This is a genomic window from Actinokineospora alba (assembly GCF_004362515.1).
GTDB classification, from domain to species: Bacteria; Actinomycetota; Actinomycetes; order Mycobacteriales; family Pseudonocardiaceae; genus Actinokineospora; species Actinokineospora alba.
The window spans coordinates 4652770-4678200 of the sequence record NZ_SNXU01000001.1 but is presented as its reverse complement, the minus strand read 5'-3'; the positions used below and the strand labels follow the sequence as shown (position 1 = coordinate 4678200).

18 protein-coding genes and 1 pseudogene are annotated in these 25431 nt (G+C 69.4%); 4 read left to right on the top strand and 15 right to left on the bottom strand.

Annotation, left to right across the window (positions count from 1 at the left end):
• Positions 1-282: 282 nt before the first annotated feature.
• Both C8E96_RS21575 and C8E96_RS21570 read left to right on the top strand, forming a co-directional pair.
• Positions 283-1341: a nucleotidyltransferase family protein gene (locus C8E96_RS21575; protein ID WP_091375374.1), complete on the top strand. Its 1059-nt coding sequence runs from the start codon at positions 283-285 to the stop codon at positions 1339-1341.
• Positions 1342-1346: 5 nt separating this feature from the next.
• A complete protein-coding gene (locus C8E96_RS21570) occupies positions 1347-1586 on the top strand; it encodes a hypothetical protein (RefSeq protein WP_133794657.1) in 240 nt (79 codons plus the stop codon).
• A gap of 289 nt (positions 1587-1875) precedes the next feature.
• Here the strand turns inward: C8E96_RS21570 and C8E96_RS21565 are convergent, their stop codons facing one another.
• From C8E96_RS21565 to C8E96_RS21505, 13 genes and pseudogenes are all read right to left on the bottom strand, one after another.
• Entirely contained in the window at positions 1876-2895 is a 1020-nt protein-coding gene (locus tag C8E96_RS21565; RefSeq protein ID WP_091375370.1) for a sugar phosphate isomerase/epimerase family protein, read from the bottom strand.
• On the bottom strand, positions 2892-4295 hold the full coding sequence (locus C8E96_RS21560) for an alkaline phosphatase family protein (protein WP_091375367.1): 1404 nt from the start codon (positions 4293-4295) through the stop codon (positions 2892-2894). The genes C8E96_RS21565 and C8E96_RS21560 overlap by 4 nt, the downstream gene beginning before the upstream one ends.
• Positions 4292-5386, bottom strand: coding sequence for a metabolite traffic protein EboE (gene eboE / locus C8E96_RS21555; RefSeq protein ID WP_091375700.1), 1095 nt, complete (start codon positions 5384-5386; stop codon positions 4292-4294). Before eboE ends, C8E96_RS21560 begins: the two co-directional genes overlap by 4 nt.
• A pseudogene (locus tag C8E96_RS21550) lies at positions 5386-6239 on the bottom strand (TatD family hydrolase). The gene eboE and the pseudogene C8E96_RS21550 overlap by 1 nt, the downstream one beginning before the upstream one ends.
• A complete protein-coding gene (locus tag C8E96_RS21545; RefSeq protein WP_091375364.1) occupies positions 6239-7615 on the bottom strand; it encodes an EboA domain-containing protein in 1377 nt (458 codons plus the stop codon). Before C8E96_RS21545 ends, C8E96_RS21550 begins: the two are co-directional and overlap by 1 nt.
• A complete protein-coding gene (locus C8E96_RS21540; RefSeq protein WP_091375361.1) occupies positions 7612-8460 on the bottom strand; it encodes an SCO3242 family prenyltransferase in 849 nt (282 codons plus the stop codon). The genes C8E96_RS21545 and C8E96_RS21540 overlap by 4 nt, the downstream gene beginning before the upstream one ends.
• Positions 8457-9611 (bottom strand): inositol-3-phosphate synthase, encoded by a 1155-nt coding sequence (locus C8E96_RS21535; RefSeq protein ID WP_091375357.1) that lies wholly within the window; start codon positions 9609-9611, stop codon positions 8457-8459. Before C8E96_RS21535 ends, C8E96_RS21540 begins: the two co-directional genes overlap by 4 nt.
• A gap of 165 nt (positions 9612-9776) precedes the next feature.
• Entirely contained in the window at positions 9777-10637 is an 861-nt protein-coding gene (locus tag C8E96_RS21530; protein ID WP_091375354.1) for a sugar phosphate isomerase/epimerase family protein, read from the bottom strand.
• Positions 10638-10644: 7 nt separating this feature from the next.
• Positions 10645-11826, bottom strand: a complete 1182-nt coding sequence (locus C8E96_RS21525) for an ABC transporter substrate-binding protein (RefSeq protein WP_091375351.1) — start codon at positions 11824-11826, stop codon at positions 10645-10647.
• Between the two features lie 24 nt (positions 11827-11850).
• Positions 11851-12858 (bottom strand): ABC transporter permease, encoded by a 1008-nt coding sequence (locus tag C8E96_RS21520; protein ID WP_091375349.1) that lies wholly within the window; start codon positions 12856-12858, stop codon positions 11851-11853.
• Positions 12855-13862 (bottom strand): ABC transporter permease, encoded by a 1008-nt coding sequence (locus C8E96_RS21515; protein WP_091375346.1) that lies wholly within the window; start codon positions 13860-13862, stop codon positions 12855-12857. The genes C8E96_RS21520 and C8E96_RS21515 overlap by 4 nt, the downstream gene beginning before the upstream one ends.
• On the bottom strand, positions 13859-15346 hold the full coding sequence (locus C8E96_RS21510) for a sugar ABC transporter ATP-binding protein (RefSeq protein WP_091375343.1): 1488 nt from the start codon (positions 15344-15346) through the stop codon (positions 13859-13861). Before C8E96_RS21510 ends, C8E96_RS21515 begins: the two co-directional genes overlap by 4 nt.
• Entirely contained in the window at positions 15343-16467 is a 1125-nt protein-coding gene (locus C8E96_RS21505) for a Gfo/Idh/MocA family protein (RefSeq protein ID WP_091375340.1), read from the bottom strand. The genes C8E96_RS21510 and C8E96_RS21505 overlap by 4 nt, the downstream gene beginning before the upstream one ends.
• Positions 16468-16590: 123 nt before the next feature.
• On the opposite strand from C8E96_RS21505, the gene C8E96_RS21500 reads away from it, so the two are divergent.
• Complete coding sequence (locus C8E96_RS21500) at positions 16591-17772, top strand: ROK family transcriptional regulator (protein WP_176926765.1); 1182 nt, start codon at positions 16591-16593, stop codon at positions 17770-17772.
• A 122-nt stretch (positions 17773-17894) separates the two neighbouring features.
• On the opposite strand, the gene C8E96_RS21495 is transcribed toward C8E96_RS21500, so the two are convergent.
• The gene (locus C8E96_RS21495; RefSeq protein WP_091375337.1) at positions 17895-18521 is read right to left on the bottom strand and encodes a hypothetical protein; all 627 of its coding nucleotides are present in this window, start codon (positions 18519-18521) and stop codon (positions 17895-17897) included.
• A 67-nt stretch (positions 18522-18588) separates the two neighbouring features.
• On the bottom strand, positions 18589-22074 hold the full coding sequence (locus C8E96_RS21490) for a ThuA domain-containing protein (RefSeq protein WP_091375334.1): 3486 nt from the start codon (positions 22072-22074) through the stop codon (positions 18589-18591).
• Positions 22075-22643: 569 nt separating this feature from the next.
• Here C8E96_RS21490 and C8E96_RS21485 point away from each other — a divergent pair.
• Complete coding sequence (locus C8E96_RS21485) at positions 22644-25115, top strand: phosphocholine-specific phospholipase C (RefSeq protein ID WP_228769910.1); 2472 nt, start codon at positions 22644-22646, stop codon at positions 25113-25115.
• The last annotated feature ends 316 nt before the right edge of the window (positions 25116-25431 follow it).

Sequence of the window (25431 nt, the reverse complement as noted above, 5' to 3'; positions counted from 1 at the left end):
AGACCATCAAAGGCACTGACGAGGCCGCGTGGACGAAAGCGCGGAAGACGCTCAATGAGCTTGTCGTCCGCGTCGACAAGCAACGGGCTACACCGTCGGCGGTGCCCCTGGGATTCCACTTAAGTGCCTCCGGGTACTCCGTCACGCGATTAGCATAGTAGCAATCGTGTTGACGGCATTGATGACCTTCGACGGAGAAGTGAGGCGCGACCGAGCAGCAACTGTCGACGAGCCTGCGCAGTCAGCGGGAGCGGCACAGCTCCAACTATGCAAGAATGACGCATGCCCTCCGAAGCGAAATGGACGAAGTCACAAATCGCAAGGCTCGGAAAGAATCTGACCAAGTCGAATCCGTCCGATCCGCAGCATATCGAGCAACTTCATGATTTGCTAAGTATTTATGACGAATCCTTGAGCGAAGCAGTAGAGCTAGTACAAAGTACACTATCAATCAATGCAACGCCACGCGTGAAGAATACCGGCACGATTCTCGAGAAATTAAAACGATCCGGCGGCGGCTCGCTACCAAACATCCAAGACCTCGCAGGAATGCGGATCGTACTCGATATCGACTGGATAGAACAAGACAGAATCGTTGCCGATCTACGCGAACTCTTTACTACATCTGAAAACAAGAAGCCCAAAGAATACGACCGCAGGGTGACGCCATTACAAGGGTATCGCGCCGTTCACCTGGTCGTATTCCACAACAACCTTCCCGTAGAAATACAAATCAGGACGAAGCTGCAGCATCAATGGGCAAATCTCTATGAAAAACTTGCAGATATCGTTGGTCGCGGCATCAGATATGGCGAACGACCTGAGAGATGGACGACAATCATCGATACTTTGGCAAAGACGCGGGGTGGTCAGGACGTCACGAGCGACTCGGAGGCATCACTTGAGCTGATTCCCAGCATCATCAACGTGGTGCAGCGACAGGCCGACGAGATCGCTGCGCACGAGTTTGCATCGACGTTAGCCAAGAATCCTAGTTTTGCCGAGACACTGCCGATGATTTACGAGAGTCTTCCAACCGAGATACAAATTGATGAAAATGTGCAAATGATCGAGCGATCGATTGCTGAGATCAACAGATCAGTGACCACACTTACCGATCTCCGCGCCAAGTATGAACCGCTATTTACAAAAGTATGGGAAACGGTTCGCAGTGAGCGTGTCCTTGAAGTCGCGAGGCTATTAACCGCCCAATTGGAAGCGCAGCATGGTTTGCCAATGCCAGAAGAGGTGCAGCAATACATCAACAACTACGTCGATGGTAAGATTGACGAAATAGTCGAAAAGTTGCATAACGAGAACGAACTGCCGGGGGTACACTAGTGCGCATGGAATATACTCTTGTCGTCTACAATCGAGCCGAGGGGCGACTCGTTAAAGAAAGCACTTTCGCCCGTCGAAGCGATGCCATGGCCGCGCGTTTCGAAGCTGAACAGGCGAATAGCGACAGCACCGGCAATATAGAAATTGTGGTACTCGGCGCACGCTCTCGTGAAGACTTGATGCAGACTCATTCTCGATATTTTGTGTCACTTTCGGAGCTTTCAAAGGGTCAGGAATCTAGCTGATCGCGTCACTCTGGCGCTGCTTCGCGCGCACGGCCAACCGTCCATCTTGGACACCGCCGGGTGCGCATCTGGGTGCGAAGTGCTGTTGGCCACCGCCTCCAAACGGCCATTTTGGTGTCTCTGGTCGTGCGTTGTCACACGTCGTCGCCCACTGCTCGACTGCGTTGCCGACTCAAAATGCGTCCAGTGTCAGTTCGACTCGCGCGAACAACTCCACGACTCTCCCCGCACGCCTCCACCAGCTCCGACACCATTGAAGCCATCCGCGCCACCGTTGCCTGGCTGTGGCTCAGCGGTCCGAATCGTCGGTCTGGGTGCTGAACGCCGCGTCAAACGACGCGGTCGGTGGGTCGAAGACCAGGTTCCGCACGAACGTGACCGCCTCTTGGGCGCCCCGCAGTCGGTCCATGCCCGCGTCCTCCCACTCCACCGAGATCGGGCCGCGGTAGCCGATGGCGTTGAGCGCCCGGAAGCAGTCCTCCCAGGGCACATCCCCGTGCCCGGTCGAGACGAAGTCCCAGCCTCGGCGGGGGTTTCCCCACGGCAGGTGGGAGCCCAGCCTGCCGTTGCGGCCGTCGAAACGCTTGCGGGTGTCCTTGCAGTCGACGTGGTAGATGCGGTCGGCGAAGTCGAGGATGAAGCCGACCGGGTCCAGGTCCTGCCAGACGAAGTGCGACGGGTCCCAGTTGAGGCCGAACGCCGGGCGGTTGCCGACCGCGGCCATGGCGCGCTTGGTGGTCCAGTAGTCGTAGGCGATCTCCGAGGGGTGGACCTCGTGGGCGAAGCGGACGCCCACCTCGTCGAACACGTCCAGGATCGGGTTCCAGCGGCGGGCGAAGTCGGCGTAGCCGTCCTCGATCACGGATTCGGGCACCGGCGGGAACATGGCGACGTACTTCCAGATCTTCGACCCGGTGAACCCGACGACGGTGTCCACGCCGAGCTTCGCGGCGGCCCGCGCGGCGTCGGCCATGTCGGCGGCGGCGCGCTGTCGGACGCCCTCGGGTTCGCCGTCGCCCCAGATGCGGGTGGGGAGGATGGCCTGGTGGCGGAAGTCGATCGGGTCGTCGCAGATCGCCTGGCCGACGAGGTGGTTTGAGATGGCGAACACCTTGAGCCCGTGGCGGTCGAGTTGGGCGAGTTTCGCCTCGACGTAGCCGTCCTCGCCGACCGCGCGGTCGACCTCGAAGTGATCGCCGGAGCAGGCGATCTCGACGCCGTCGTACCCCCACTTCGCCGCGAGCGCGCACACCTCGTCGAAGGGCAGGTCGGCCCACTGGCCGGTGAACAGGGTGATCGGGCGGCTCATCGGACGAACTCCTTCACGGGTAGCCCCTGCAGGGTCAGCAGCAGGTCTCGGACGTCGGTGGCGGCGATGCGGCCGTCGCGTTCGACGGCGGCGGGCGCGGCCGGGTCGGAGCACAGCAGCACCGGGCCGTCCGCCGCCCGGTCGGGAAGCCTGCCGTGGGTGCCGCGCACGCACGACGGGTCCAGTGGCACGGCCTTCATCGTGTACCGCAAACCGACCTTCTTGCGCGCCAGCGTCAGCCCGGCTTTGGCCTTGACGAGGGGATCGGCGGGGTCGAAGAACAGTTCGGCCGGGTCGTAGCCGGGTTTGCGGTGGATGTCGACGCCGCGGGCGAAGTCCGGTGCCCGGCTGTCGTCGTTCCAGTAGTAGTAGGTGAACCAGGCGTCCGGCTCGGCGATGGCGACGAGTTCGCCGGAGCGCGGGTGGTCGAGCCCGACAGTCGCCTGGGCCGCGCGGTCGAGCAGGGTGTCGACGCCGGGCAGTTCGCCCAGGATCGCCCGCACCCGGGGGACGTCGGCCGGGTCGGCCACGTACACGTGCGCGAGCTGGTGGTCGGCGACCGCGAACGCCCGTGACGTCCACGGGTCGAGGTACTCCATGCCCGCCTGCGTGTACACCTCCAGCAGACCCTGGGCCCGCAGCGCACGGTTGATGTCCACCGGCTTGCGGGCGGCGGTGATCCCGTACTCGGACAGGGCGACGACCGTGGCACCCGCGGCTTCGGCGTCGGCGAGCAGCGGGGCGATCGCCGCGTCGACGTCGCGCGCGGCCGTGATCGCCTGTGGGGAGTCCGGGCCGAACCGCTGCAGGTCGTAGTCGAGGTGCGGGACGTAGACGAGCAGCAGGTCGGGCCGGTCCTCGGCGAGGATCGTCCGGGCCGCGCCGACGATCCAGCGGCTCGACCCGATCGACGCGGTCGGTCCCCAGTACTGGAACAGCGGGAAGGCGCCGAGCGACCCGGTGAGCCGGTCGTGCAGCTCGGGTGGGCGGGTGTAGCAGTCAGGCGATTTGCGGCCGTCGGCGTGGTAGATCGGGCGTGGGGTGACGGTGAGGTCGGTGGTGGCGCCCATGGCGTACCACCAGCAGACGTTCGCGGCGGTGTAGCCCGGGTGGGCGCGTCGGGCGGTCTCCCACACCTTCTCCCCCGCCACCAAGGCGTTGTGCTGGCGCCAGAGGTGGATCTCGCCGAGGTCGCGGAAGTACCAGCCGTTGCCGACGATCCCGGTTTCGGCGGGGGTGCGCCCGGTGAGCAGCGTCGACTGCACGCTGCAGGTGACGGCGGGCAGCACCGTGCCCAGTTCCGCCTGCCAGCCGCGGGAACCGACCCGGGCCAGGTTTGGCATGTGCGCCAGCAGCCGGGGCGTCATCCCGACGACGTCGATCACGACGAGTGGCTTCATACGGCGACTCCGAGGTTCGATGCCGCCCAGCGCAGTTCCGCGGCGATGCCGGAGGACAGTGACGTCTGGTCGAATCCGGGCAGGACCGACCAGGTGTACGTCTCGACCTCGACGTGCGGCATCACCTCCACAGTGGACCGCAGGGCGGCCATGGCGGCAAGGAGGACGCCGGTGGTGGCGGTCAGCGGTTCAGGCGGGGCCGCGTGCAGCGGCAGGTGGAAGTGGACCCGCCACGGGTGCGCGGCGGGCAGGGTGTCGAGTGCGTCGGGCAGGTCGTCGGCGGCGAGCACGCCGGCGGGCGTGTTCTCACGGACCTGGTGCAGGTAGCGGGGTTCGGCGAATGCCGCGAGGGCTGTCCTGGCCTCGTCGGTGCCTGGTTCGCCGACGTGCAGTGCGGCCGAGGCCTGCACTTTGACCACCGACAGCCCGGCCCGGTGGATCGACGCGACGGTCTCCGCCGGGTCGGCGAAGGACACCGCGAGGTGGCAGGTGTCCAGGCAGATCCCGACGTGGTCCGGGTCGACGTGCCCGGCAAGCCAGCCGATGGCGTCCGCGACGGTGTCGAGCACGCAGCCGGGCTCGGGTTCGACGGCCAGCCGGATCGGCCGGGCCGACGCCATCCGCAGGACATCGGTGATCTCGGCGAACGCGGCGCGGGCGTCGGCGTCGTCCGCGGTGGTCCACGGTTCGCGCCAGGCCAGGGGCAGCGTCGAGATGCTGCCGTAGTCCGCGGAGTCCGGGAGCAGGTCGGCGAGCACGGTCGCGCAGTCGGCGGTGTAGGACAGCCGGGCCGGGTCGGTCCAGGTCGGCAGGTAGACGGCGTGCTTGACGACGTCGTCGTGGAACCCGCCGTAGGGGAAGGCGTTGAGGGTGCTGACCGTGAGCCCGCGCGCGTCGAGTTCGGCGCGGAACCCTCGCCGGGCGATGGCGTCCGAGGCCAGGGCGCGGGCGACGGGCGCGGAGAGCCACAAGCCGAGGGCGAGGGTGTCGGCGCCGAGCTCCTCGCGCACGGGCACGGCGTGGCGGTCGAGTTGGGCGACGATCCCGGGCAGGTCCTCGGCCGGGTGGACATTGGTGCAGTAGGCGGGGATCACGCCCGCTCACCGCGCAGCACCGAGTTGCCTGCGAAGGTCTCCCCCGCCTCGGCCACGTCATCGAGGACCAGCCGCCCGCTCTGGCCGTAGAACTCGACCGGGTTGTGCCAGAGCACCGTGTCCACATCGGACTCGGTGAATCCGGCCGCCAGCATCGCCAAGCCGGTCTTGTGGGTCTTGAGCGGGTCGGACCGGCCCCAGTCCGCGGCGGAGTTCACCAGGACCCGTTCCGTGCCGTACTCCTGGAGGATCGCGACCATCCGGTGCTCGTCCATCTTGGTGTCCGGGTAGACGGAGAACCCCATCCAGCAGCCGGAGTCGGCCCCTCCCGGACGGTCACCTCGTTGAGGTGGTCGACGACGACGTGTTCGGCGGGGATGCCCGACTCGCGCACGACATCGAGCGTGCGGCTGGTCCCCGCAGCCTTGTCCCGGTGCGGGGTGTGCACCAGCGCGGTCAGGCCGTGTTCGACGGCGAGTTCCAGCTGCCGGGCGAACGCGTGGTCCTCCTCCGGGGTCATCGAGTCGTAGCCGATCTCCCCGACCGCGACCACACCATCCTTCGCCAGGTAGCGCGGCAGCACGTCGAGCACTTCCACACAGCGCGGATCGTTGGCCTCCTTGGGGTTCAGCGCGATCGCGCAGTGGTGCCGGATGCCGAACTGGGCGGCGCGGAACCGCTCCCAGCCGATGAGCGCGTCGAAGTAGTCGGTGAACGAGCCGACGGAGGTGCGGGGCTGCCCCAGCCAGAACGCCGGTTCGACCAAGGCGCGAACCCCGGCGGCGTACATCGCCTCGTAGTCGTCGGTCGTGCGGGAGGTCATGTGGATGTGGGGATCGAAGATGCGCATCAGCTCTGGCTCCTCAACAGGTCGACGGCGTCGTCCGGCACGGCACGGCCCGCGGCACGGCGCTCCTCGGCGAACGCGTCGACCATGCGCAGCAGCTCGCCGTCCACGCGCCGGTCGAGCCCGGCGACGGCGGCCAGCGGGATCGAGGTGAACAGGCATTTGAGGACGCCGTGGCGCCACGAGTGCTGGTCGAGGTGGTCGGCGGCGAACGGGCCCAGCGCGGCGGCGACCAGACTGGTGTCGTTGGCGCGCAAGGCGTCCTTGACGATCTCCACGCCCGCGACCGGCGCCAGCCCGCCGACCTCGGACAGCGCGTGCAGCACCCCACGGCGTTCGGCGTCGTCGCCGTGCCGGTACAGCGCCGTCAGCTCCCGGCCGAGTTCCTCGGCTTCGACCGCCGCCGCGTAGGCGACCAGCAACCGGGTGCGCGCCACGTCGTCGACCGCGCGCCCGACGTGCCTTCCCGCCGCCGGGAACAGGACCCGGATCGAGTCCGGGGCCGAGCGCACCGACCGCTCGGCCGCGACCAGCCAGGGGTGGTCCGGCGCGGGAAGCGCCGCCCGGAGCGCGTCGATCGCCCGGCGCGCCACCTCGGGGGCGGCGTGGCTGTGCCGGGGCAGCTCGACGGCGGCGAGCCCGCGGTAGCCGACCTCGGCGAGCGCGGCGAGGGTCGCGGTCAGGTCGAGTTCGCCGTCGCCGAACTCCAGGTGCTCGTGCACCCCCGGCAGCATGTCGTCGAGCTGGACGTTGACGAGCAGGTCCCCGGCCTCCCGCACGCACGCGGCGGCGTCCACCGGCTCGACCGCGACGCAGTGCCCGACGTCCAGGGTGATCCCGAGGAGCTCGGGCGACCCGAGTTCGTCCCGCAGCCGCAACGCGTCGGCGAGTCGTTCGACCAGCATGCCGGGCTCCGGTTCGAGGCCCAGCCGCACGCCATGCTCGGCCGCGCCGTGAAGCACCGCGTCCACACCGGATCGCAGGCGTGCCCACGCGTCCTCGGGTTCCACAGTGGACGGTCGAATCCCGGACCAGAACGACACACAGTCCGCCCCGAGCGCCGCGGCGATCCGCACCGCCCTCAGCAGGAAGTCGACCCGGACCTCCTGCGCGTCGCTCACCAGGGTCGGATGATGCTTGTGCCGCGGGTCGAGCAGGTACCGTGCCCCGGTTTCCACGACCACCCGCAGCCCGAGCTGGTCCAGCCGCGCGGCCAGCCGGTCGATCTGGCCGCCGATGTTGCCGGCGAACGGGTCGAGATGGTGGTGGTCGAGCGTCAACGCGACCCCCGTGTAGCCGAGGTCGGCGATGACGGCCAGGGCGTCGTCCAGCCGGTGGTTGGCGAACCCGTTGGTGCCGTAGCCAAGGTCGAAGGTCATGTCGGACTCACCTTCCGGCTCAGCCGCCGCGCCACCGGCAACGCCAGCGCGATCGCGACGGCGCCCGCCGCGGACCCGGCCCGGGCGGTCAGGGCCGACTGCAGCGGGACCATCCCGTGGATCCCCGCCTTCGTCGCCCGCCGCACGGTGTCCGCGCGGGGGTCGCGCGCGGCGGCGAACTGGGCCTGGCCGACCGTCGCGGCGTAGCCGGCGGCTGCGACAGCGGCGCCGAGGCGGTGTCGCCACGAGCGGGCCGGGCCGACCACGGCGGCCAGCGTCGACAGGACGGTTCCGCCGAGGGCCGCCTTCGCCGTCGAGGCCGAACCGCCGTGGACCTCTCCCCGCGACAGCGCGGTCACGGCGTAGGTGTGGCACGACACGGCCGCGGCGGCGGGCAGCGCGGACGCGGCGCCGGAACCGCCCAGCAGCACGTCGAGCCCGCGGCAGGCGGCCATCGCGGCAGGCCCCGCGGGCGTGGACTTGAGGACGGTGTCGTAGGACCACACCGCCGCCGCCAGGACACCGGCGACACGGAACGCGTCGCGGCCGCCCGCCCACGCGGCGATGCCGAGCCCGGCCGCGCTCAACGCCGTGGCCGTGGCCAGCGCCGCGCCGGGGCTGATCCGACCGGACGGGATGGGCCGCTCGGGGCGCTCGACCGCGTCCAACCGGCGGTCGGACCAGTCGTTGAGGGCCATCCCAGACCAGTACAGCGCCACCGATGACAACGGCAGCAGCAGCCGCTTCCCCGACAGCGGGCGGCCACTCGCGGCGGCCCCCGCGACGGTGTCGCCGAGAACGGTCAGCGCGGCGGGCGCCCGGACCAATTCGAGAAACGGGTTCATCCGCGCAGCTCCCCCGCCCAGCGGTACAGCTCACGGGTCTGCTCGGCGAAGCGGTGCTCGTCGGAGCCGAGCGGGTCCTTGAAGAACACCGCGAGCGACCCGAGCGGCCCCGCCTGCCCGTCGGCGTGCGCCGCGGCGACCAGGCGGGCCAGGTCCAGCACCAGCGGAGCGGCCAGCGAGGAATCCAGGCCGGTCCAGGTGAACTGCAGCGTCATCCGCGCCCCGAGGAATCCCTCGAACGAGACGTGGTCCCAGGCGGTCTTCTGCTCGCCGAGGTCGGGCACGTTGTCGATGTGCAGGGGCGCGACGACGTCGTGGTCGAGCAGCGCGGCGAGGCCCCGGGCCTTGGACTCGAGTTTGCTTTCCGCGTGCTGGGGATCCCGCAGAGTCGCGCCGTCGCCGCCGCCGAGCAGGTTGGTGCCCGCCCAGGACCGCACCCGCAGCGCCCGCGCGGTGAACATGGGTGCGAGCACCGTGCGCAGCAGCGTCTCCCCGGTCTTGCCGTCCCGGCCCGCGTAGGGCAGCCCCAGTTCACGGGCGAGTTGGTCCAGTGCAGGCAGCGCGATCCCGGTCGACGGGGTGAAGTCGACGAACGGGCACCCCGCCCGCAAAGCCGCGTAGGCCGCCAGCGAACTCGGCGGCAGCACCGCCCGGCCTGGTTCGGTCAGCACCGCCTCCAGTGCCGTGAGTTCGCCGTGCGAAGGGTCGAACGGCGCGGGCGGTTCGGTCGAGGCCACGTTGACCACCACCACCCGCGCTAGGTTGTGCCGGTCCCGGAAAGCCGTGATGTCGGCGGCGATCCGTCGCGCGGCCTCGGCCTGGTCGCCCTGATGGGTCACGGGGTGATAGCCGTCGCGGATCTCGGCGTCGATCTCGCACAGGCCCGAAGCGATGAGGCCGAGCAGGTGCGGCGGGAGCACCCCGGCCTGGGCGAGGTGCTCGGCGGTCTTCGCCAACGGTGTCGACACCACGTCGTGCCCGCCGACGACGAAGTCCTCCCAGCCCGGCAGCGCGACGTCGGCGAACTCGGGCCGAAAGGTGACACACCCGGTCGGCGGCGCGAGCCCGGCTCTGAGCGCGAGCAGACCGCTGATCGCCGTCGTCGCCACCGATCCCCGTGCCCCGATCAGCCACAGGCCCGTGCGTGTCATGTCGGCTCCTTCCTGACGATGTCCTGACCCCGGACAGGCGCCGGGCGGATGACCCGCCCGACGCCTGTCGTCCGGGGCGCGGTCCGGCAACCACGCCCCGCGACAGCTGGCTCCCGCGCAGCGCCCCTCGGCCACCGGCTGCCGGTGGCGGTGAGACCTGTCTGCTCAGGCTGACTTCCCGACTACCTCCCGGAGGAAGCGGAGCCCGTCGACGGCGAGCGCGTCCTGGCTCGCCGCCAACGGCCGCCAGATCGACGCGGCGGTGGCGATGCTCGCGTTTTCGGCGGTGAACGACTCGACGCACAGCGGCCCCGAGTAGTCCGCCTCGGCCAGCGCGGCCAGGAAGCCGGGCCAGTCGAGGTGGTCGGCGCCGGGGGCGCCGCGGTCGTTGGCGCACACCTGCACGTGGGCGATCCGCCCGCGCGCGGCCCGGACCGCGGCGGCGATGTCCTGTTCCTCGATGTTCTGGTGGTAGATGTCCAGCGCCACCCCACAGCCGTCGACCGGCAGGCCGTCGAGCGCTTCCAGGGTCTGGCCGACGGTGTTGAGCAGGCTGGTCTCGTAGCGGTTGAGCGGTTCCACGGCCACCCGCACCGCCGCCGAGCGCGCGTGCTCGACGACGGGGGCGAGGTGGTCGCGCAGTTCGGCGTAGGCGATGGCGCGCTCCGCCGGGGACAGCCGCCAGGTGCGGCCGACCGAGGTGTACGCGGGCCCGGCGATGACCGGCGACCCGACCTCGGCGGCGATGTCCACCACCGACCGCAGGTAGTCCTGTGTGGACGCCACGGTGGCCGCGTCGGCCGAGACCAGCTCGCGGCCCGGTGGCATCACCAGGCACACGCTCGCCCCGAGACCGTGCTCGCCCAACACTTTCGCCGCGTGCGCGGGACTCCAGTCGCCGAGGTTCTCGACCGGGAGTTCGAGCACGTCGAACCCCCAGCCCGCGACCTTCGCCGCGAGCTGGGTGATCGACTCGTCGGTCAGCGGGGACGTCCACACCCAGGTGTTCACGCCGATCGCGCGCATGTGGCCGCTACTTCCAGGGTGCCGGGTAGCCCGACATCGACTCGCAGCCGCACATCGCGTAGTGCAGCGGCGGCATGTCCTGCTTGACGAAGCCCTCGACGTTGTCCTGGGTGATCCGAGGCTGCGGCAGCACCCACTCCTTGGGCACCTGCTTGCCGCCGAGGATGTTCAGCGCGGCGATGACCGGGGTGCGCCACTGGTAGGTCGGGTAGGTCGGCGCGATGGCGGTCAGCTTCTCCGTCTTCCACATGCGGAGGAAGTCCTGCTGGTCCTCGCCCACGACGGCCGGGATCGGCACGCCCGCGTCCTGGAAGGCCTCGATCGCGGCGACCGACGTCGCGCCCGCGTCCATCCACAGGCCGTCGATCGTGCCCTCACGCTGGATGTAGTCGCTGACGATGCTCTTGGTCTTGGCGGCGTCGCCGTCGGTGAACTCGACGCCGACGACCTTCAGCTCGCTGCCCGCGAAGATCTCGTTCGCCGCGGCCCAGCGCTGCTCCAGCACGTCGACACCCGGCAGGATGCGCAGCGCCAGGATCTTGCCGCCCGGCTTGACCTTCTCCTTGAGGAACTCGGCGCCGTCCGCGCCGAAGGCGAACCCGCCGATCGGGTGGATGAAGGTGACCGGGCAGTTCGTGGTGACCCCGCGGTCGAACACGATCACCGGCACGTTCGTCTTGCAGGCGGCCTCGACGGCCGGGGTCAGCGTCGCGGTCGTGTTGGGGGAGACGATGAGCGCGCTGCAGCCCTGGGAGGCGAAGGACTGGATGTCGCTGATCTGCTTGTCGTCCTTGGCTTCCGCGTCGAGCACGGTGAACTTGGTGATCTCCTTGTGCAGCTTCACCTCCTCCTTCATCGTCTTGAACCCGACCTGGCGCCACGGGTTGTCGACGGAGGCGTTGGAGAAGCACAGGTGGTAGTTCCCACCAGGCTTGGCGAACTTCGCGGTGTCGACCAGCTCAGGGGAGAGCATCTGCTCCCATGGCTTGCCGTCCGGGCCTTCGGGGCTCACCGAGCGGAACTTCAGCTGGCGGTCGTACTCGGCCTGGTCGAAGAACTTCGACTTCGCCGCGGCCTGGGTCGGCTTGTCGGCCGCGCTGCTCCCCCCGCCCTGCGCGGGCAGGTCGCTTGAGCAACCCGCCAGCGTGAGCGCGCCCGCGACGGCCACGACAGACAATTTCCGGTTCATCTGTTCTCCTTGGTACTACTGGGATTAGCGGGGAGCTGGTTCGAGATTCGGCTTGCGTGGGAAGAGCCGGTGCCGAAGTCCCGAGCCGAGCGAGGCGTAGGCGACCGCGGCGATGATGATCACGCCCTGCACCGCGGACTCCAGCGCACCGGAGACACCGAGCAGGTTCAACAGGGAGAAGAGCGCTTCGAGCGAGAGCGCGCCCGCCGCGGCCGCGACGACCGAGCCGCGCCCGCCGCCGAGCAGCACCCCGCCGAGGACGACCGCGGTGATGGCGCGGAACTCCAGGCCCTGCCCGACTTGAGCCGAGACGCCCGCGAACCCGCCGAGCAGGATCGCGGCCAGCGCGGCGAGCAGGCCCGACAGCACGAACGCCAGGATCTTGAGGTGCTCGACCTTGCCGCCCGCGAGCCGGACCGCGTCCTCGTTGTCGCCCACGGCGACCAGGGTGCGGCCGATCCCGCCGCGCATGAACAGCACGGCGGTCACGAGCACGACCAGCAGGATCACCACCGACCACGGCACCAGGCCGAGCACCGGGACGTCCACCCCGCCCCGGCCGAACACCCGGAACGACGGCGACAGCGCGCCGCGCGGGGCGCCGCCGGTCCACAGGAACACCGCGCCGTCGAGCACCAGCAGCATGCCCAGCGTGACGATGAACGACGGCACGAGGAGCCTGGTGGTGATGAGGCCGTTGACCAGTCCGATGAGGACGCCGACGCCGAGCAGCAGCGGGATGACCCAGCCGGTGGCCGAGTCCTGTCCGTCGATCAGTCGGGCGGCGATGACCACCTCAGCGGTGACGAGCGAGCCCACCGAGAGGTCGAACCCGCCGGACACGATGACGAAGTACTGGCCGATGGCGAGGATCATGAGCGGCGCGGCCCGCTTGAGCAGCGCGAGGTAGCCGCTGGGGTCGGCGTAGGCCGGTCCGGCCAGCGCCAGGCCGATCAGCAGGGCCACGAGCACGACCAGCACCGGGGCGGTGCCCTCGGCCAGCCGCGGCCGCCATGTCGTCAGCGCGCTCACGCCGACCTCCCGGAGAGCCGGCGGCGGGCGTAGAGCGCCACCGCGAGGATGAGGACGATGCCGCGCACGACGTCCTTGAAGAACGGGTCGACCGCGAGGTCGTCGAACACTGTGTCCAATGTGGACAGGATCAGCACGCCACCGAGGGTGCCCACGACCCCGCCCCGGCCGCCCGCGAGCGCCGCGCCGCCGAGCACGACGGCCGCGATCGACTCCAGGTCGTAGCCCGCGTCCGTGCCGACGTACGGCGCGCCCGATCCCAGTCGGCTGGCCAGGAACACCCCGGCCAGACCGGCGGCGACAGCGCAGAGCACGTGGGCGAGCACGATGGTCTTACCGGTCCGCACGCCGGACAGGCGGGCCACGTCGATGTCGCCGCCGACGGCGTACATGTGGTAGCCCGTGCGGGTCCGCCGCAGATACCACCAGGCCGCCGCGGCGATCAGCACCATGAGCATGGACGCGATCGGCACCGGGCCGACCCGGTCGAACCCAAGGTGCTGGAACACGCGCGGCACACTGCCCGCGGGTCCGGTGTAGTTGTCCTCCAGGTAGCCGCGCAGGATCAGCGCGACGCCGAGGGTGGCGATGAAGGCGTTGGCTTTCAGCACTGTGATGACCAGGCCGTTGACCAACCCGACCGCGGCGGCCACGCCGAGGGCGAGCAGGACGCCCGGGATCATCATCGATTCGCTGCCCGCCATGGTCTCCGCGGCGACGAGCGAGCACAGCCCGATCAGGTAGGCCACCGACAGGTCCAGCGATCCGGTGACGATCACCATCGTCTGGCCGATCGCGACCAGCCCCAGGACGGTGCTGCGGGTCAGGATGTTCAGGATGCCGCCCTGGTCGAGCAGCACCCCGCCCTTGAGGCCGACGAGGATGCTGCCGACGACCAGCAGTGCCAGCAGGGCGAGGTAGACGGTGACGGTGGGCGTGAAGCTCACCTTCCGCGGGGCGGGCAGTTTGCGCTTGAGCGGCGCCTTGGCCTGGGCGATTGTCATGCGAACACCTCGTGACCGGTGGCCAGTCCCATGACGGCTTCCTCACTGGCGCCCGCGGGCAGCTCGCCCGCGATCGCGCCCTCGTGCATGACCAGGATTCGGTCGCTCATGCCGATCAGCTCGGGCAGCTCCGAGGAGATCATCAGGATGGCGACGCCGCTGTCGGCCAAGTCGCGCAACAGCTTGTGCACGGTCTGCTTCGCGCCGACGTCCACGCCGCGCGTCGGCTCGTCGACGATCAGCACCTTGGGCGCCACCGCGAGCCACTTGGCCAGGACGACCTTCTGCTGGTTGCCGCCGGACAGGTAGCGCACCTCCTGGTGCTCGCCGCGGGCGACGACGGTGACCGACTTGAGCAGGTCCGTCAGGTCGGTGTGCTTGCGCGCCCTGGCCCCGCGCAGCGCGGCCCGGCGCACCAGCAGCGCGTTGTCCCGAACGGACTGGCGCAGGGCGAGCCCTTCGCTCTTGCGGTCCTCGGTGACGAACGCGATCCCCTTGCGCACCGCCGACCGGGGACCGCGGATCCGCTGCGGCACACCGTCGAGTTCGACCACCCCGGTGGTGAACGGCTCGACTCCCCAGATCGCCCGCGCGATGGCGGACCGGCCGGACCCCTGCAATCCCGCGATGCCGACGATCTCCCCCGCGCGCACGTCGAGCGTGACGTCGCGAACCCGCTCGTTCCCCGCGCCGCGCAAGGCGAGTCGGACGTCTCCGAGAGCGTCCCGGTCGGCGCGGGCCGGGTACAGCCCGTCGAGCGCGCGGCCCACCATGTGCCGCACGAGCTGGTCGGAGGTCAGTTCGGCGGTCGGCGCGCAGTGCACGAACGCGCCGTCCTTGAGGACGGTGATCCGCTGGCTGAGGTCGAACACCTCACGCATCCGGTGGGACACATAGAGAATGGCGATGCCGCGCTCGCGCAGCCGGGCAATGAGGTCGTAGAGCAGTTCGACCTCGTGGTCGGCCAGCGCGGCGGTCGGCTCGTCCATGGCCAGCACGGTCGCGTCGGTCGAGAGCGCCTTGACGATCTCCACGACCTGGCGCTGGGCGACCGAGAGCCGGGTGACCAGTGTGGTCGGGTCGATGCCGTCCTCACCGAGCCACTCCAGCAGGTCGCGGGTGTCGGCGACCATCCTGCGGCGGTCGACCTGCCCCCGGCGCACCGGCTCGCGTCCCAAGTAGACGTTCTCGGCCACGGTCCGGTGCTCCAGCAGGGTGAATTCCTGGTGGATGATCGCGATCCCCGCGGCCTGCGCCTCGTGCGGCGCGGAGAAGGACCTGACCTGCCCGCCGACCTCGATGCGGCCGGAGTCCGGGCGGTGCACGCCGGCGAGGACCTTGAGCAGCGTCGACTTCCCGGCGCCGTTCTCCCCCATCAACGCGTGCACCTCGCCCGCGCGCAGCTCCAAGTCGACCCCGCGCAGCACGGGGACGCCGAGGAATCCCTTGGTGATGCCCGTCAATCGGACAGCGGGCGCGGTCATGACGCCACCTCGATCCAGGCGCCGCCCGTGGCCGCCGAGGCCAGCACGGCATCGGTGATCCGCACGGCCCGCAGGCCGTCGGCGAAACTCGGCAGCCCGTCGCGGACCTCGCCGCGCACGGCGCGGTAGGTGTCGGCGACGAACGCGTCGAAGCAGTCCTGGTAGCCCTGGGCGTGCCCCGCGGGCAGCAGGGAGTACCGGGCGGCGGCCGCCGAGAGCGTGTCCGGGTCGCGCAGCAGCACCTGGCTGCCCTCGCGCCTGCCGACCCACAGCCGCTCCGGGTCCTCCTGGTCGAAGCCGAAGCTGGCCTCGGTGCCGGAGATCTCCAGGTGCAGCCGGTTCTTTCGGCCCGCGGCGACCTGGGAGACGACCAGGGTGCCGAGGACACCCGACGCGGTCTGGAACTGGACGGCCGCCGTGTCCTCGGTCGAGGCGTTCGACGCTCCCGGGCGGTCCTGGACGACCGCGGTCTGCGCACAGAGCCGGGTGATGCGGTCGCCGGTGACGAACTCGAACAGGTCGCACCAGTGCGAGCCGATGTCGGCGAACGCCCGCGACGGGCCGCCGATCGCGGAGTCCACGCGCCAGTCGTCGTCGGTCGAGCGCGACAGCCAGTCCTGCAGGTACCCGCCGATGACCGTGGAGACGACTCCCGCCTCACCGCCCGTGAGCCGCGAACGCAGTTCGCGGACCATCGGGTGGAACCGGTAGACGAACGGCACCGTGGCCACCCGCCCCTTGGCCGAGTCGACGAGCCGGGTGGCGTCGTCGACGCTGGTCGCCAGCGGCTTCTCACAGATCACGTGCAGACCCGCGGCGAGCGCGGCCTCGGCGACCTCGGCGTGGCGGAAGTTCGGGGTGCAGACGTGCACGACGTCGACGTCGGCGTCGGAGAGCAGCGCCTCGAGCGTCGGGTATCCGCGTTCGGCGCCGAGCGTCTCCGCGGCCTGGGCGGCACCCCCCGGGGTGCCTGCCAGCGCCGCCACGACCCGGACGCCTGCCCGCCGCGCGGCCTCGGCGTGGACGCGGCCCATGAACCCCGCACCCACCACCGCGGAGCGCAGAATCTTGGCCTCGGCCACGCCGTCCCCGGCTGGCAAAGTTAGGTGGGTCACAGTCATGTGGCGAACCGTAGGGGGACTATTGGCGAAAGTCAATCAAAAGTCGGCCCGATCTTCCTCTGAGTTACGACACTCCACACACCTCTTGTGCCCGACTTCGGTCGTTTCTGGTTCACTGGAGGGGTGGAAGCCGACGTCATCACCACCAACACGGGCTCGCCAGGCGAGCTGCTGCGCCTGCTCAGAGACGGCAGGCCGCGCACCCGCGCCGAACTCGTCGTCGAGACCGGCCTCGCCCGGTCGACCGTGCGCGCCCGCCTGGACTCGCTGCTCGACGCGGGACTCATCACCGACGGCGGCAACGGCGCGTCCACCGGCGGTCGCCCCGCGAGCCGCCTGGTCTTCAACGCGCGCGCCAAGATCGCCCTCGCCGCGGAAGTCGGCGCCACCCACGCCACCATCGCCGCGGCGGACCTGACCGGCGCGCTGCTGGCCACCGACAAACTCGACCTCGACATCGCCGAGGGCCCCGAGTCCGTCCTGCCGCTGCTGATCACCGCGTGGCGCGAGCTGCTCCGCGCCTCCGGTCTGGACCAGCTCCCGCTCGCGGGCGTCGGCATCGGCCTGCCCGGCCCGGTCGAGCACTCCACCGGCAAGCCGAACAATCCACCGATCATGCCCGGCTGGGACGGCTACGACGTCCCAGCCCGCGTCGCGGCCGACCTCGGTGTTCCGGTGCTGGTGGACAACGAGGTCAACCTGATGGCCTTGGGCGAGCACGCGACGTGCTTCCCACACGCCCAGGACATGATCGTCGTCAAAGTCGCCACCGGCATCGGCTCGGGCTTCATCAGCAACGGCGCCCTACACCGCGGCGCGGTCGGCGCGGCGGGCGACCTCGGCCACATCCTCGCCCCCAACGGCGGCGACGCCCACTGCCGCTGCGGCAACACCGGCTGCCTCGAGGCGGTCGCCAGCGGCCCCGCCATCGCGGCGAAACTCCACGCAAGCGGTCTGGACGCCCAGACCAGCGCCGACGTCGTCGCCTTGGTCCGCGCGGGCAACCTCGAAGCAGGACAAGCCGTTCGCCAGGCGGGACGCGACATCGGGGACGTGCTCGCGGCCTGCGTCAGCATGTTCAACCCATCGCTGATCGTCGTCGGAGGATCGGTCGCCCTGGCAGGCGAGATGCTCTTGGCCGGCGTCCGCGAGGCGATCTACCGCCGCTCGCTGCCCTTGGCCACGGAGAACCTCGCCATCGTCCCGTCCCAAGCAGGCATCGACGCCGGCGTCCTGGGCGCCGCGACGATGGTCGTGCAGCACGCGCTCTCACCGGCGGTCATCGACCACCAGCTCACCGGCTGACCGAACCACACCCGGCGACGCGCCGAACTACGGCGCGTCGTTGCCGCGGCAGAGCCATATCAGGTCGGCGGCCCCTCGGGGCTCTGGACGACGTCATGCAGGGGCCTGCGGAAGCGCCCCGTTCACCGGGTGCCGCTTCCCTCGGGCTCGTTGTCCGGTGCCCCGGAGAACTGCACGTGCCGGTGGCCGTTGCCCGCGGCGACGTTGACGACGTCGAGTTGCAGCGCCGCGACCGACCACGTGCTCACCGCCGCGGTCCGCTGCTCGGCGGCCAGGGCGAGCAGGTCCGCCTTCAGCGGCTCGGCCGCGGTCAGCGCGATCTCGTGCGTGCGCACCGCCAAAGCGAGCTGTCCCACCGAGTCACGGAAGCCCGTGCGGGCGACGTTGACGCCGTTGCCGACCGACGGCGAGCTCTGATAACGCTCCATCTCGGCGGTGATGACCTCCCGCCACAGCTGGACAACCTCCGCCGTCGGCGCGGCCGCGGTCATCGCCTCCAGCACCGGCACCAGGTGGTCCCTGGTGCCGCTGGTGAGGTCGTTGAGCGCGGCGATCTGCTCGGCGTCGCGGCGGACCTCCTCCTGGCGCAGTTCCTCGACCCTGCGCTCCGTCGTGTCGGGCCCGGTCGACCACGAGCCGATCAGGAAGGCCAGGACGAAACCGAGCAGGAACGCGGCGGCCAGGCCGACACGGCGCGGCATCGACGCGGCGGGCCGCGAGACGGGCCTGGTGGGCCGTGGCTTGGCCATGATGCTCCCTCGACGAACGCGGAGCTGTGGTGGTCCCGGCACACCGGGACCACCACAGCTCACACCACTAGGACAACGACCACTTCTGGTTGGTCCCGCCGTTGCAGGTCCAGATGATCAGTTGCGTCCCGTCCGCGCTCGCGCCGCCGGTGGCGTCAAGGCACTTGGTGCCGTTGCGGATGGTGCCGTCGGACTGCACCGACCAGTTCTGGCCGGTGGCGCCATTGCAACCGAACAGTTGGATGAGCGTGCCGTCGGTCTGGCTGTTGCCGACCGCCGTCATGCACTTGCCCAGCGATTGCAGCGTCGTGCCGGTCTGGGTCCACTTCTGGTTGTTGCCGCCGTTGCACGTCCACAGCTGGATCTTGCTGCCGTCGACCGAGCCGTTGTTGTTGACGTCGACGCACTTGCCGCCCACACCGATGATCTGCTTCGCCGGTGGCGGACCGGCCGTCCCCACGCCCGGCCCGATGTACCTGATCGAGTCGAGGTCGTAGTTGTGGTTCGACGGTGTCTTGAACACCACGAACAGCTCGGTCGAGCCCGCAGGTCTGGTGATGTTCACCGCGGGGAGGCTGACGTAGTTGTCCCACCCACCCGTGCTCGGCACCGGCACCGAGGCGACCAGCGGACCGGTCACCGATCCCGCGCGGAGCTCGACCGAACCGCCGCCCGACGGCGACGACACCCGCAGCGACACCTGGTTGATCCCGGTGAAGTTGACCGGCTTGAACGAGATCCAGTCGTTGTTGCTGATGTCGCCGATCCGGGCGCCGGACTCGGCACCGGACTGCGACACCACGCGCACGCCCGAGGAGCCGTTGAAGAACTCCGCCTGCTTGCGCTTGGGCTGCAGCACAACCGACGCGCTGCCGGTCAGTGCGGGCACCCCGGTGGCGCCGTTGTCGGTGTACTCCGTCGAGCCGATGATGTGCGCGTTGCCGTTCTGGTGCTCGACGTCGGCCGTGGCCACCATCGAACCGGAGCAGCCGTTCATCGGGCTGCCCAGTGGGTGCTTGTGCGAGTCGTGCCCGATGTTGGCCTGGGTGACCACACGCGAGCAGTTGACGGTGCCGTCCTCGGGATCGGTGACCGACACCGTGTACGGCACGGTGTCACCCCACTCGAACATGCCGCCGTCGGCGGGCCCGGTGAACCGGACGGTGGGCGCGGTGTTGCCCGCGGTGACAGTCAGGTTCGCCGTGCCGGTCTTGCCGGTCGGGTCGGTGACGGTCAGCTGCACCGCGAAGACGCCGCGGGTGTTGTAGACCTTCGACGGGTTCGCCGCGGTCGAGGACGTGCCATCGCCGAACGTCCACTTGTAGGTCAGCGCACCGCCCTCGGGGTCCTTGGATCCCGCACTGGAGAACTGCACCGTCAGCGGGACACCACCCGAGGTCGGGGTCGCCGCCGCGACGGCGACCGGGCTGCGTTCACCGCCGTTGTAGTCGATGCGGAACAGGCCCGAACCGGGCAGGTGGACGTTGTCGTCCCAACCCTGGCCCCACGTCAGCAGATACATCGAGCCGTCGCGGCCGAACTTCATGTCCATCGGCGAGTCGAAGGTCATGTTCGACAGGAACCTGTTGGCCTTCAACAGGTTCCCATTCGAGTCCGGCCGGAGCTCGAACATGCTGTTGCGCGCCCACTCACCGAAGAACGGTGTGCCGTCGAAGTACGCGGGGAACTTCGTCGGCGAGGTGTTGGCGGGGTCGTACTTGTAGATCGGGAACGCCATCGGCGCCTCGCCGCCGCTGCCGAACTCGGGGAACTTGTTGCCCTCGGTCGCGCTGTTGCCGTACCAGATGTCCGCGGCCTTCGCCGCGGGCAGCGTGGTCAGGCCGGTGTTGTTGGGCGAGGTGTTCGTCGGTGACGCGCAGTTGAACTTGGCGCCCGAGGTGCCGGTGGCGAAGTTGTAGTCGTTGAAGGGGGTGTTGTTGCCGATGCAGTACGGCCAGCCGTAGTTGCCCGGCGACTTCACGATGTTCCATTCGACCAGGCCGCCCGGGCCGCGGCCGGCGTTGTCGGCGCCCGCGTCCGGCCCGTAGTCGGCGACGTAGATCGCGCCGGTGGTCGGGTGCACGCTGAAGCGGAACGGGTTGCGGAAGCCCATGGCGTAGATCTCGGGCTTCGTCTTCGCCGTCCCCGGCGCGAACATGTTGCCCGACGGGACGGTGTAGGTGCCGTCGATCTCGGGGTGGATGCGCAGGATCTTGCCGCGCAGGTCGTTGGTGTTGGCCGACGTGCCCTGCGCGTCCCACCACTGCCTGCCCGCGCGCTCATCGATCGGGGTGTAACCGTCGGAGGCGAACGGGTTCACGTCGTCGCCGACACCGATGTACAGGTTCTTGTTCGGGCCGAAGGTCAGATAGCCGCCGGTGTGCCCAGGCTCGTTCGTCCGCCACATGGGCACAGTCAGCAGGACCTTCTCGGTGGCGGTGTCGAGCACGTCGCCGTTCATGGTGAACCGGGAGACCCGGGCGACCTCGGCGGTCGTGCCTCCCGGGGAGTACATCAGGTAGATCCACTTGTTCGTGGCGAAGTCCGGGTCCAGCGCGACGCCGGTCAGGCCGTCCTCGGAGATCTCGCCGCCGCCGTAGACGTTCAGCGTGGCCGCGGTGACCGTGGTGCGGGTGTCCGGCTTGAAAATCCGCAGCTTGCCGCCGTACTCGGTGAAGAACACCCGGCCGTCAGGCGCAATGTCCAGGGCGCCGGGCGCGATGGTCGTCTCGTCGAGCGAGACTTTCTCGTAGCTGCCCCACACGGTCGGCCCGCAGTCGGCGGCGACCTTGCCGCCCGCGGACTCGACACCGCCGGAGACGTGCCCCTTGAACAGCGCGTTGGAGTAGTCGGCGCTCTGGTGACCCATGCCGGTGGCCCACAGCCTGCCGCCCTCGTAGTTGCGGCACCACGAGATCGGGTGGTCGTGACCCATCGCGGCGCTGCCCGCGTTGTAGGTGGTCTCGTCGGCGGTGACGAGGACGTGCACATCACCTCGGCCGGAGCGGTTGAAGTTGTACCACTCCTCACTCTTGACCCACCGGTCCGGCAGCGGGGCGCCGGACGGGTGCAAGCGGTCGGCGACCTTCGCGGTGCCGGTGACGATCGCCGAGTGGGCGGTCATGGTCATGCCGAGGAATTGGTCCCACCACGGGAACTGCGACTCGATGTTCATGTCGGTCGCGTTGTGGATCGCCACCACGCCGCCGCCGTTGCGGACGTAGGTCTGCAGCGCGGTGCGCTGGGCGGCGGTGTCCCACACCATCCCGGAGGTCTGCAGCATGACGATCACGTCGTAGTTGGCAAGGCCGGCGTCGTTGAAGACGGCGGAGTCCTCGCTCTTGGTCAACTCCCACGACTTCTCCGCGGCGAGTTGCTCGAACATCGTGATCCCCGCGGGGATCGAGTCGTGCCGGTAGGCACCCGCCGCCGTCTTGCTGAACAGCAACACATGCAGGCCTTCCGGATGGGCCGACGCCGCCGGTGCCACGGCGAGCCCTGAGATCAACAACGCGGCCCCTATGGCCGAGAGTGCGCGCAGCAGTCCGCGCATAACTTCTCCCTCATAAGCAGACGGGGGTGCGGCCGATCTGTGCCGGCAGGGACCGCGGGGCTCCGAACAGAGCCGACCGTAGGAGGGCTTTTACCGAAAGTCAATCAAAAGTTCTTCCCACGCAGCACATCTTGGGGCACTTACGGACAGCAAGTAAGACACTTTTGGTAGAAGCTTGGCGCCACGGCCGGCGTCCCAGTTCGCACTGCACGGCTTGGGCGAGAAGCTGGTGGTCGCGATCTCCGTCAACAGGTTTGGGAGGATCGCATCACCGCCCGGTCGCCTGACTGCGCAAGGTCAGCGGGACGCCGGACATCCGGCGCAACGATCGATTCGATAGTAAAACCGTCAAACTTGTTATGACAAGCAGTCCCTCTCATCGACCGCACGGCACCTTGATCAGGCGACTCTCCCGTCGAACACACCTCACGGCTGAGCCCAGACATGTATTGACAACTGGCGGCCGGGTCTTTGTACTGTGTGTCACTCGAACCCTGGGGCCACCCCGCCAGACCAATCGGTCGATCCCTTGTCGGCCACGTGGTTGGGCTTGTTGAACGGAGTTCACGATGGTCGACTCGGATGGTCGCGGCGGAATCAGCAGGCGCGGGATGCTGCGGCTGACGGGTACGGCGGCGGCGGTCGCGGCGACCGGGACGTTGCCCAAGGTGTTGCAGGATCTGCTGTCGGTCAAGGTGGCACCGGGGGCGACGATCGACGATGTCGAGCACGTCGTGATCTTCACGCAGGAGAACCGGACGTTCGACCACTACTTCGGCACACTGCGCGGGGTCCGGGGCTTCGCGGACCCGACCGCGTTGCGCTGGCAGAGCGGTCGCTCGGTGTTCCACCAGCCGACCACGCTGCACCCTGACGGCCACATGCTGCCGTTCCGGCTGGACACCACCAGCACCTACGCGGTGGACATCTCGGCCCCGGGCGGGTGGGGCTGGGGTGGCGACCAGACGATGTGGAACAACGGCCTGCACGACAAGTACTGCTCGGCCCGCAACCCCGATCTCGGCATGGGCCATTTCACCCGGCCGGACCTGGCGTTCTACCACGCCATGGCCGACTCGTTCACCATCGGCGACCACTACTTCCAGTCGACGTTCACCTCCACCAACCCGAACCGGCTGGTGCTGGTGTCCGGATCGCAGGGCCGGTCGGTGAACGGGCCGTCGCAGGTGGGCAACAGCGGGACCGGGTTCACCTGGACCACCTACGCCGAGCGCCTGCAGGCGGCGGGGGTGAGCTGGAAGGTGTACCAGGAGGAGGACGACTTCGACGACAACCTGCTGGAGTACTTCCAGACCTTCATCGACGCCCGACCCGGAAACCCGCTGCACGACCGGGGCAAGGCGACGGTGCCGGACCTGGCCACCGCGTTCGGCGACGACATCGCGGCGGGCAGGCTGCCCCAGGTGTCGTGGATCGTCGCACCCCAGGCGCTGTCGGAGCACGCCGACGCGCACCCACCGGCGGGCGAGGACCTGACCGCCCGACTGCTGGCCAAGCTCGCGGCCCACCCCGCGGTCTGGGCCAAGACCGTGTTCATCCTCAACTACGACGAGGGCGGCGGCTTCTTCGACCACGTCCCGCCGCCGGTCCCGCCGGTCGTGGGCGACGGCAGCGACGGGGCGAGCAACGTGCCGTGGGACAAGGAGTTGCACACCGACGGCAAGCCGATCGGCCTGGGCCTGCGGGTGCCGATCATCGTGGTGTCGCCGTGGAGCCGGGGCGGGTTCGTGTGCTCGGAGGTGTTCGACCACACGTCGGTGATCCGGTTCCTGGAGAAGCGCTTCCGGGTGGCCGAACCGAACATCAGCCCGTGGCGGCGCGCCGTGTGCGGCGACCTGACCTCGATGTTCGACTTCGCCGGGACCGGCACCACCGCGTGGCCCGCGCTGCCGGACACCTCGCGCTTCGTGGAGACGGCGCAGTACCAGACCGGCGCGTTCCCCCGCCCGGTCGTCCCCGCCACCCAGGCCCTGCCGCAGCAGGAGCCGGGCATCCGCCCGGCTCGGCCGCTGCCGTACCGCCTGACCGTCTCCGCCCGGGTCACCGCGAGCCAGGTCTGGTTCGACTTCACCAGCGGCAGCGGCGTCGGCGCGCACTTCTACACCGTCGCCAACCGCTTCCGCTCCCCGCAGGCCTGGCGCTACACCGTGGCGCCGAACTCGACTGTCTCGGACTACTTCAGCGCAGGCACCCCGACCGGCGCCTACGACTACACGATCTACGGACCCAACGGCTTCCTGCGCCAGTTCGCGGGCAACCGCGTCACCGCCACGTCGGCGGGCCGGGCGAATCCCGAGGTCACCTTGCGGTACGCGCCGACGGAGAACCGGGTGTACCTGAAGATGGTCAACTCGGGCACCGCGTCCTGCGTGGTGACCATCGACGCCAACCGCTACCGCACCGACGGCCCCTGGCCCCACACCGTCGCGCCGGGAGCCACGGTCGAGGACTACTTCACCGTCACCAGCTCCAACCACTGGTACGACCTGACCGCCACCGCCAACACGGGCGACGGCTTCCTGCGCCGCTTCGCCGGGCACATGGAAACCGGGGCGGCCAGCACGAGCGACCCCACCATCGGCCGCCGGACCACTACCGGTCCCCTGCCCGCCGTCGTGATCGGAACCGACAGCCAGGAACTGTCCGCCGAACGCGGACACGCCGTCAACGCCGTCGACGGCGACAACAGCACCAGGTGGCACACCCGGTACTCCGACCCGCTCCCCCACCGAATCGACCTGGACCTCGGCACCACCCGCTCCGTCACCGGGTTGCAGTACCTGCCCCGGCAGGACGGCGCCGCGAACGGGCGGATCGGCCGGTACGAGGTCTACGTCAGCGCCTCCGCCACGTCCTGGGGCTCCCCCGTCGCGACCGGGACATTCGCCGACTCGGCCGCCCTGAAGACCGTCACCTTCGCCGCCGTCAACGGGCGGTACGTACGCCTGCGCGCGATCACCGAAGCCGGTGGGCGCGGCCCGTGGACGTCCGCGGCCCAGGTGACCGTCACCGGCACCTGATCGTCCTGTGAGGACCGAGGTCATCGCGGCTCGTTCGGCGGCGCTCGAACCCCTGACCCCACACCGCCAGTCGGGACCACAAAGGACTCTGACCAGCGGAAACCCGAGGCCCGATCAGACGCGGGTGTCGAAAATCCCGCGGCCTAGTCCGGCCACTCCCACGAGATGCCGTGCAGCGAGACGCGAGAACCGCGATGCCTCAACGCGGCGCGGAGCGCGGCGGAGAAGTCGGCGACGGCTCAGATGGACAGTGGTTGCCCGGTCTTTGGCGCCGGTCCGCGCGGACCGGCACCGTTCGTAATCGGGTGCTGCTTAC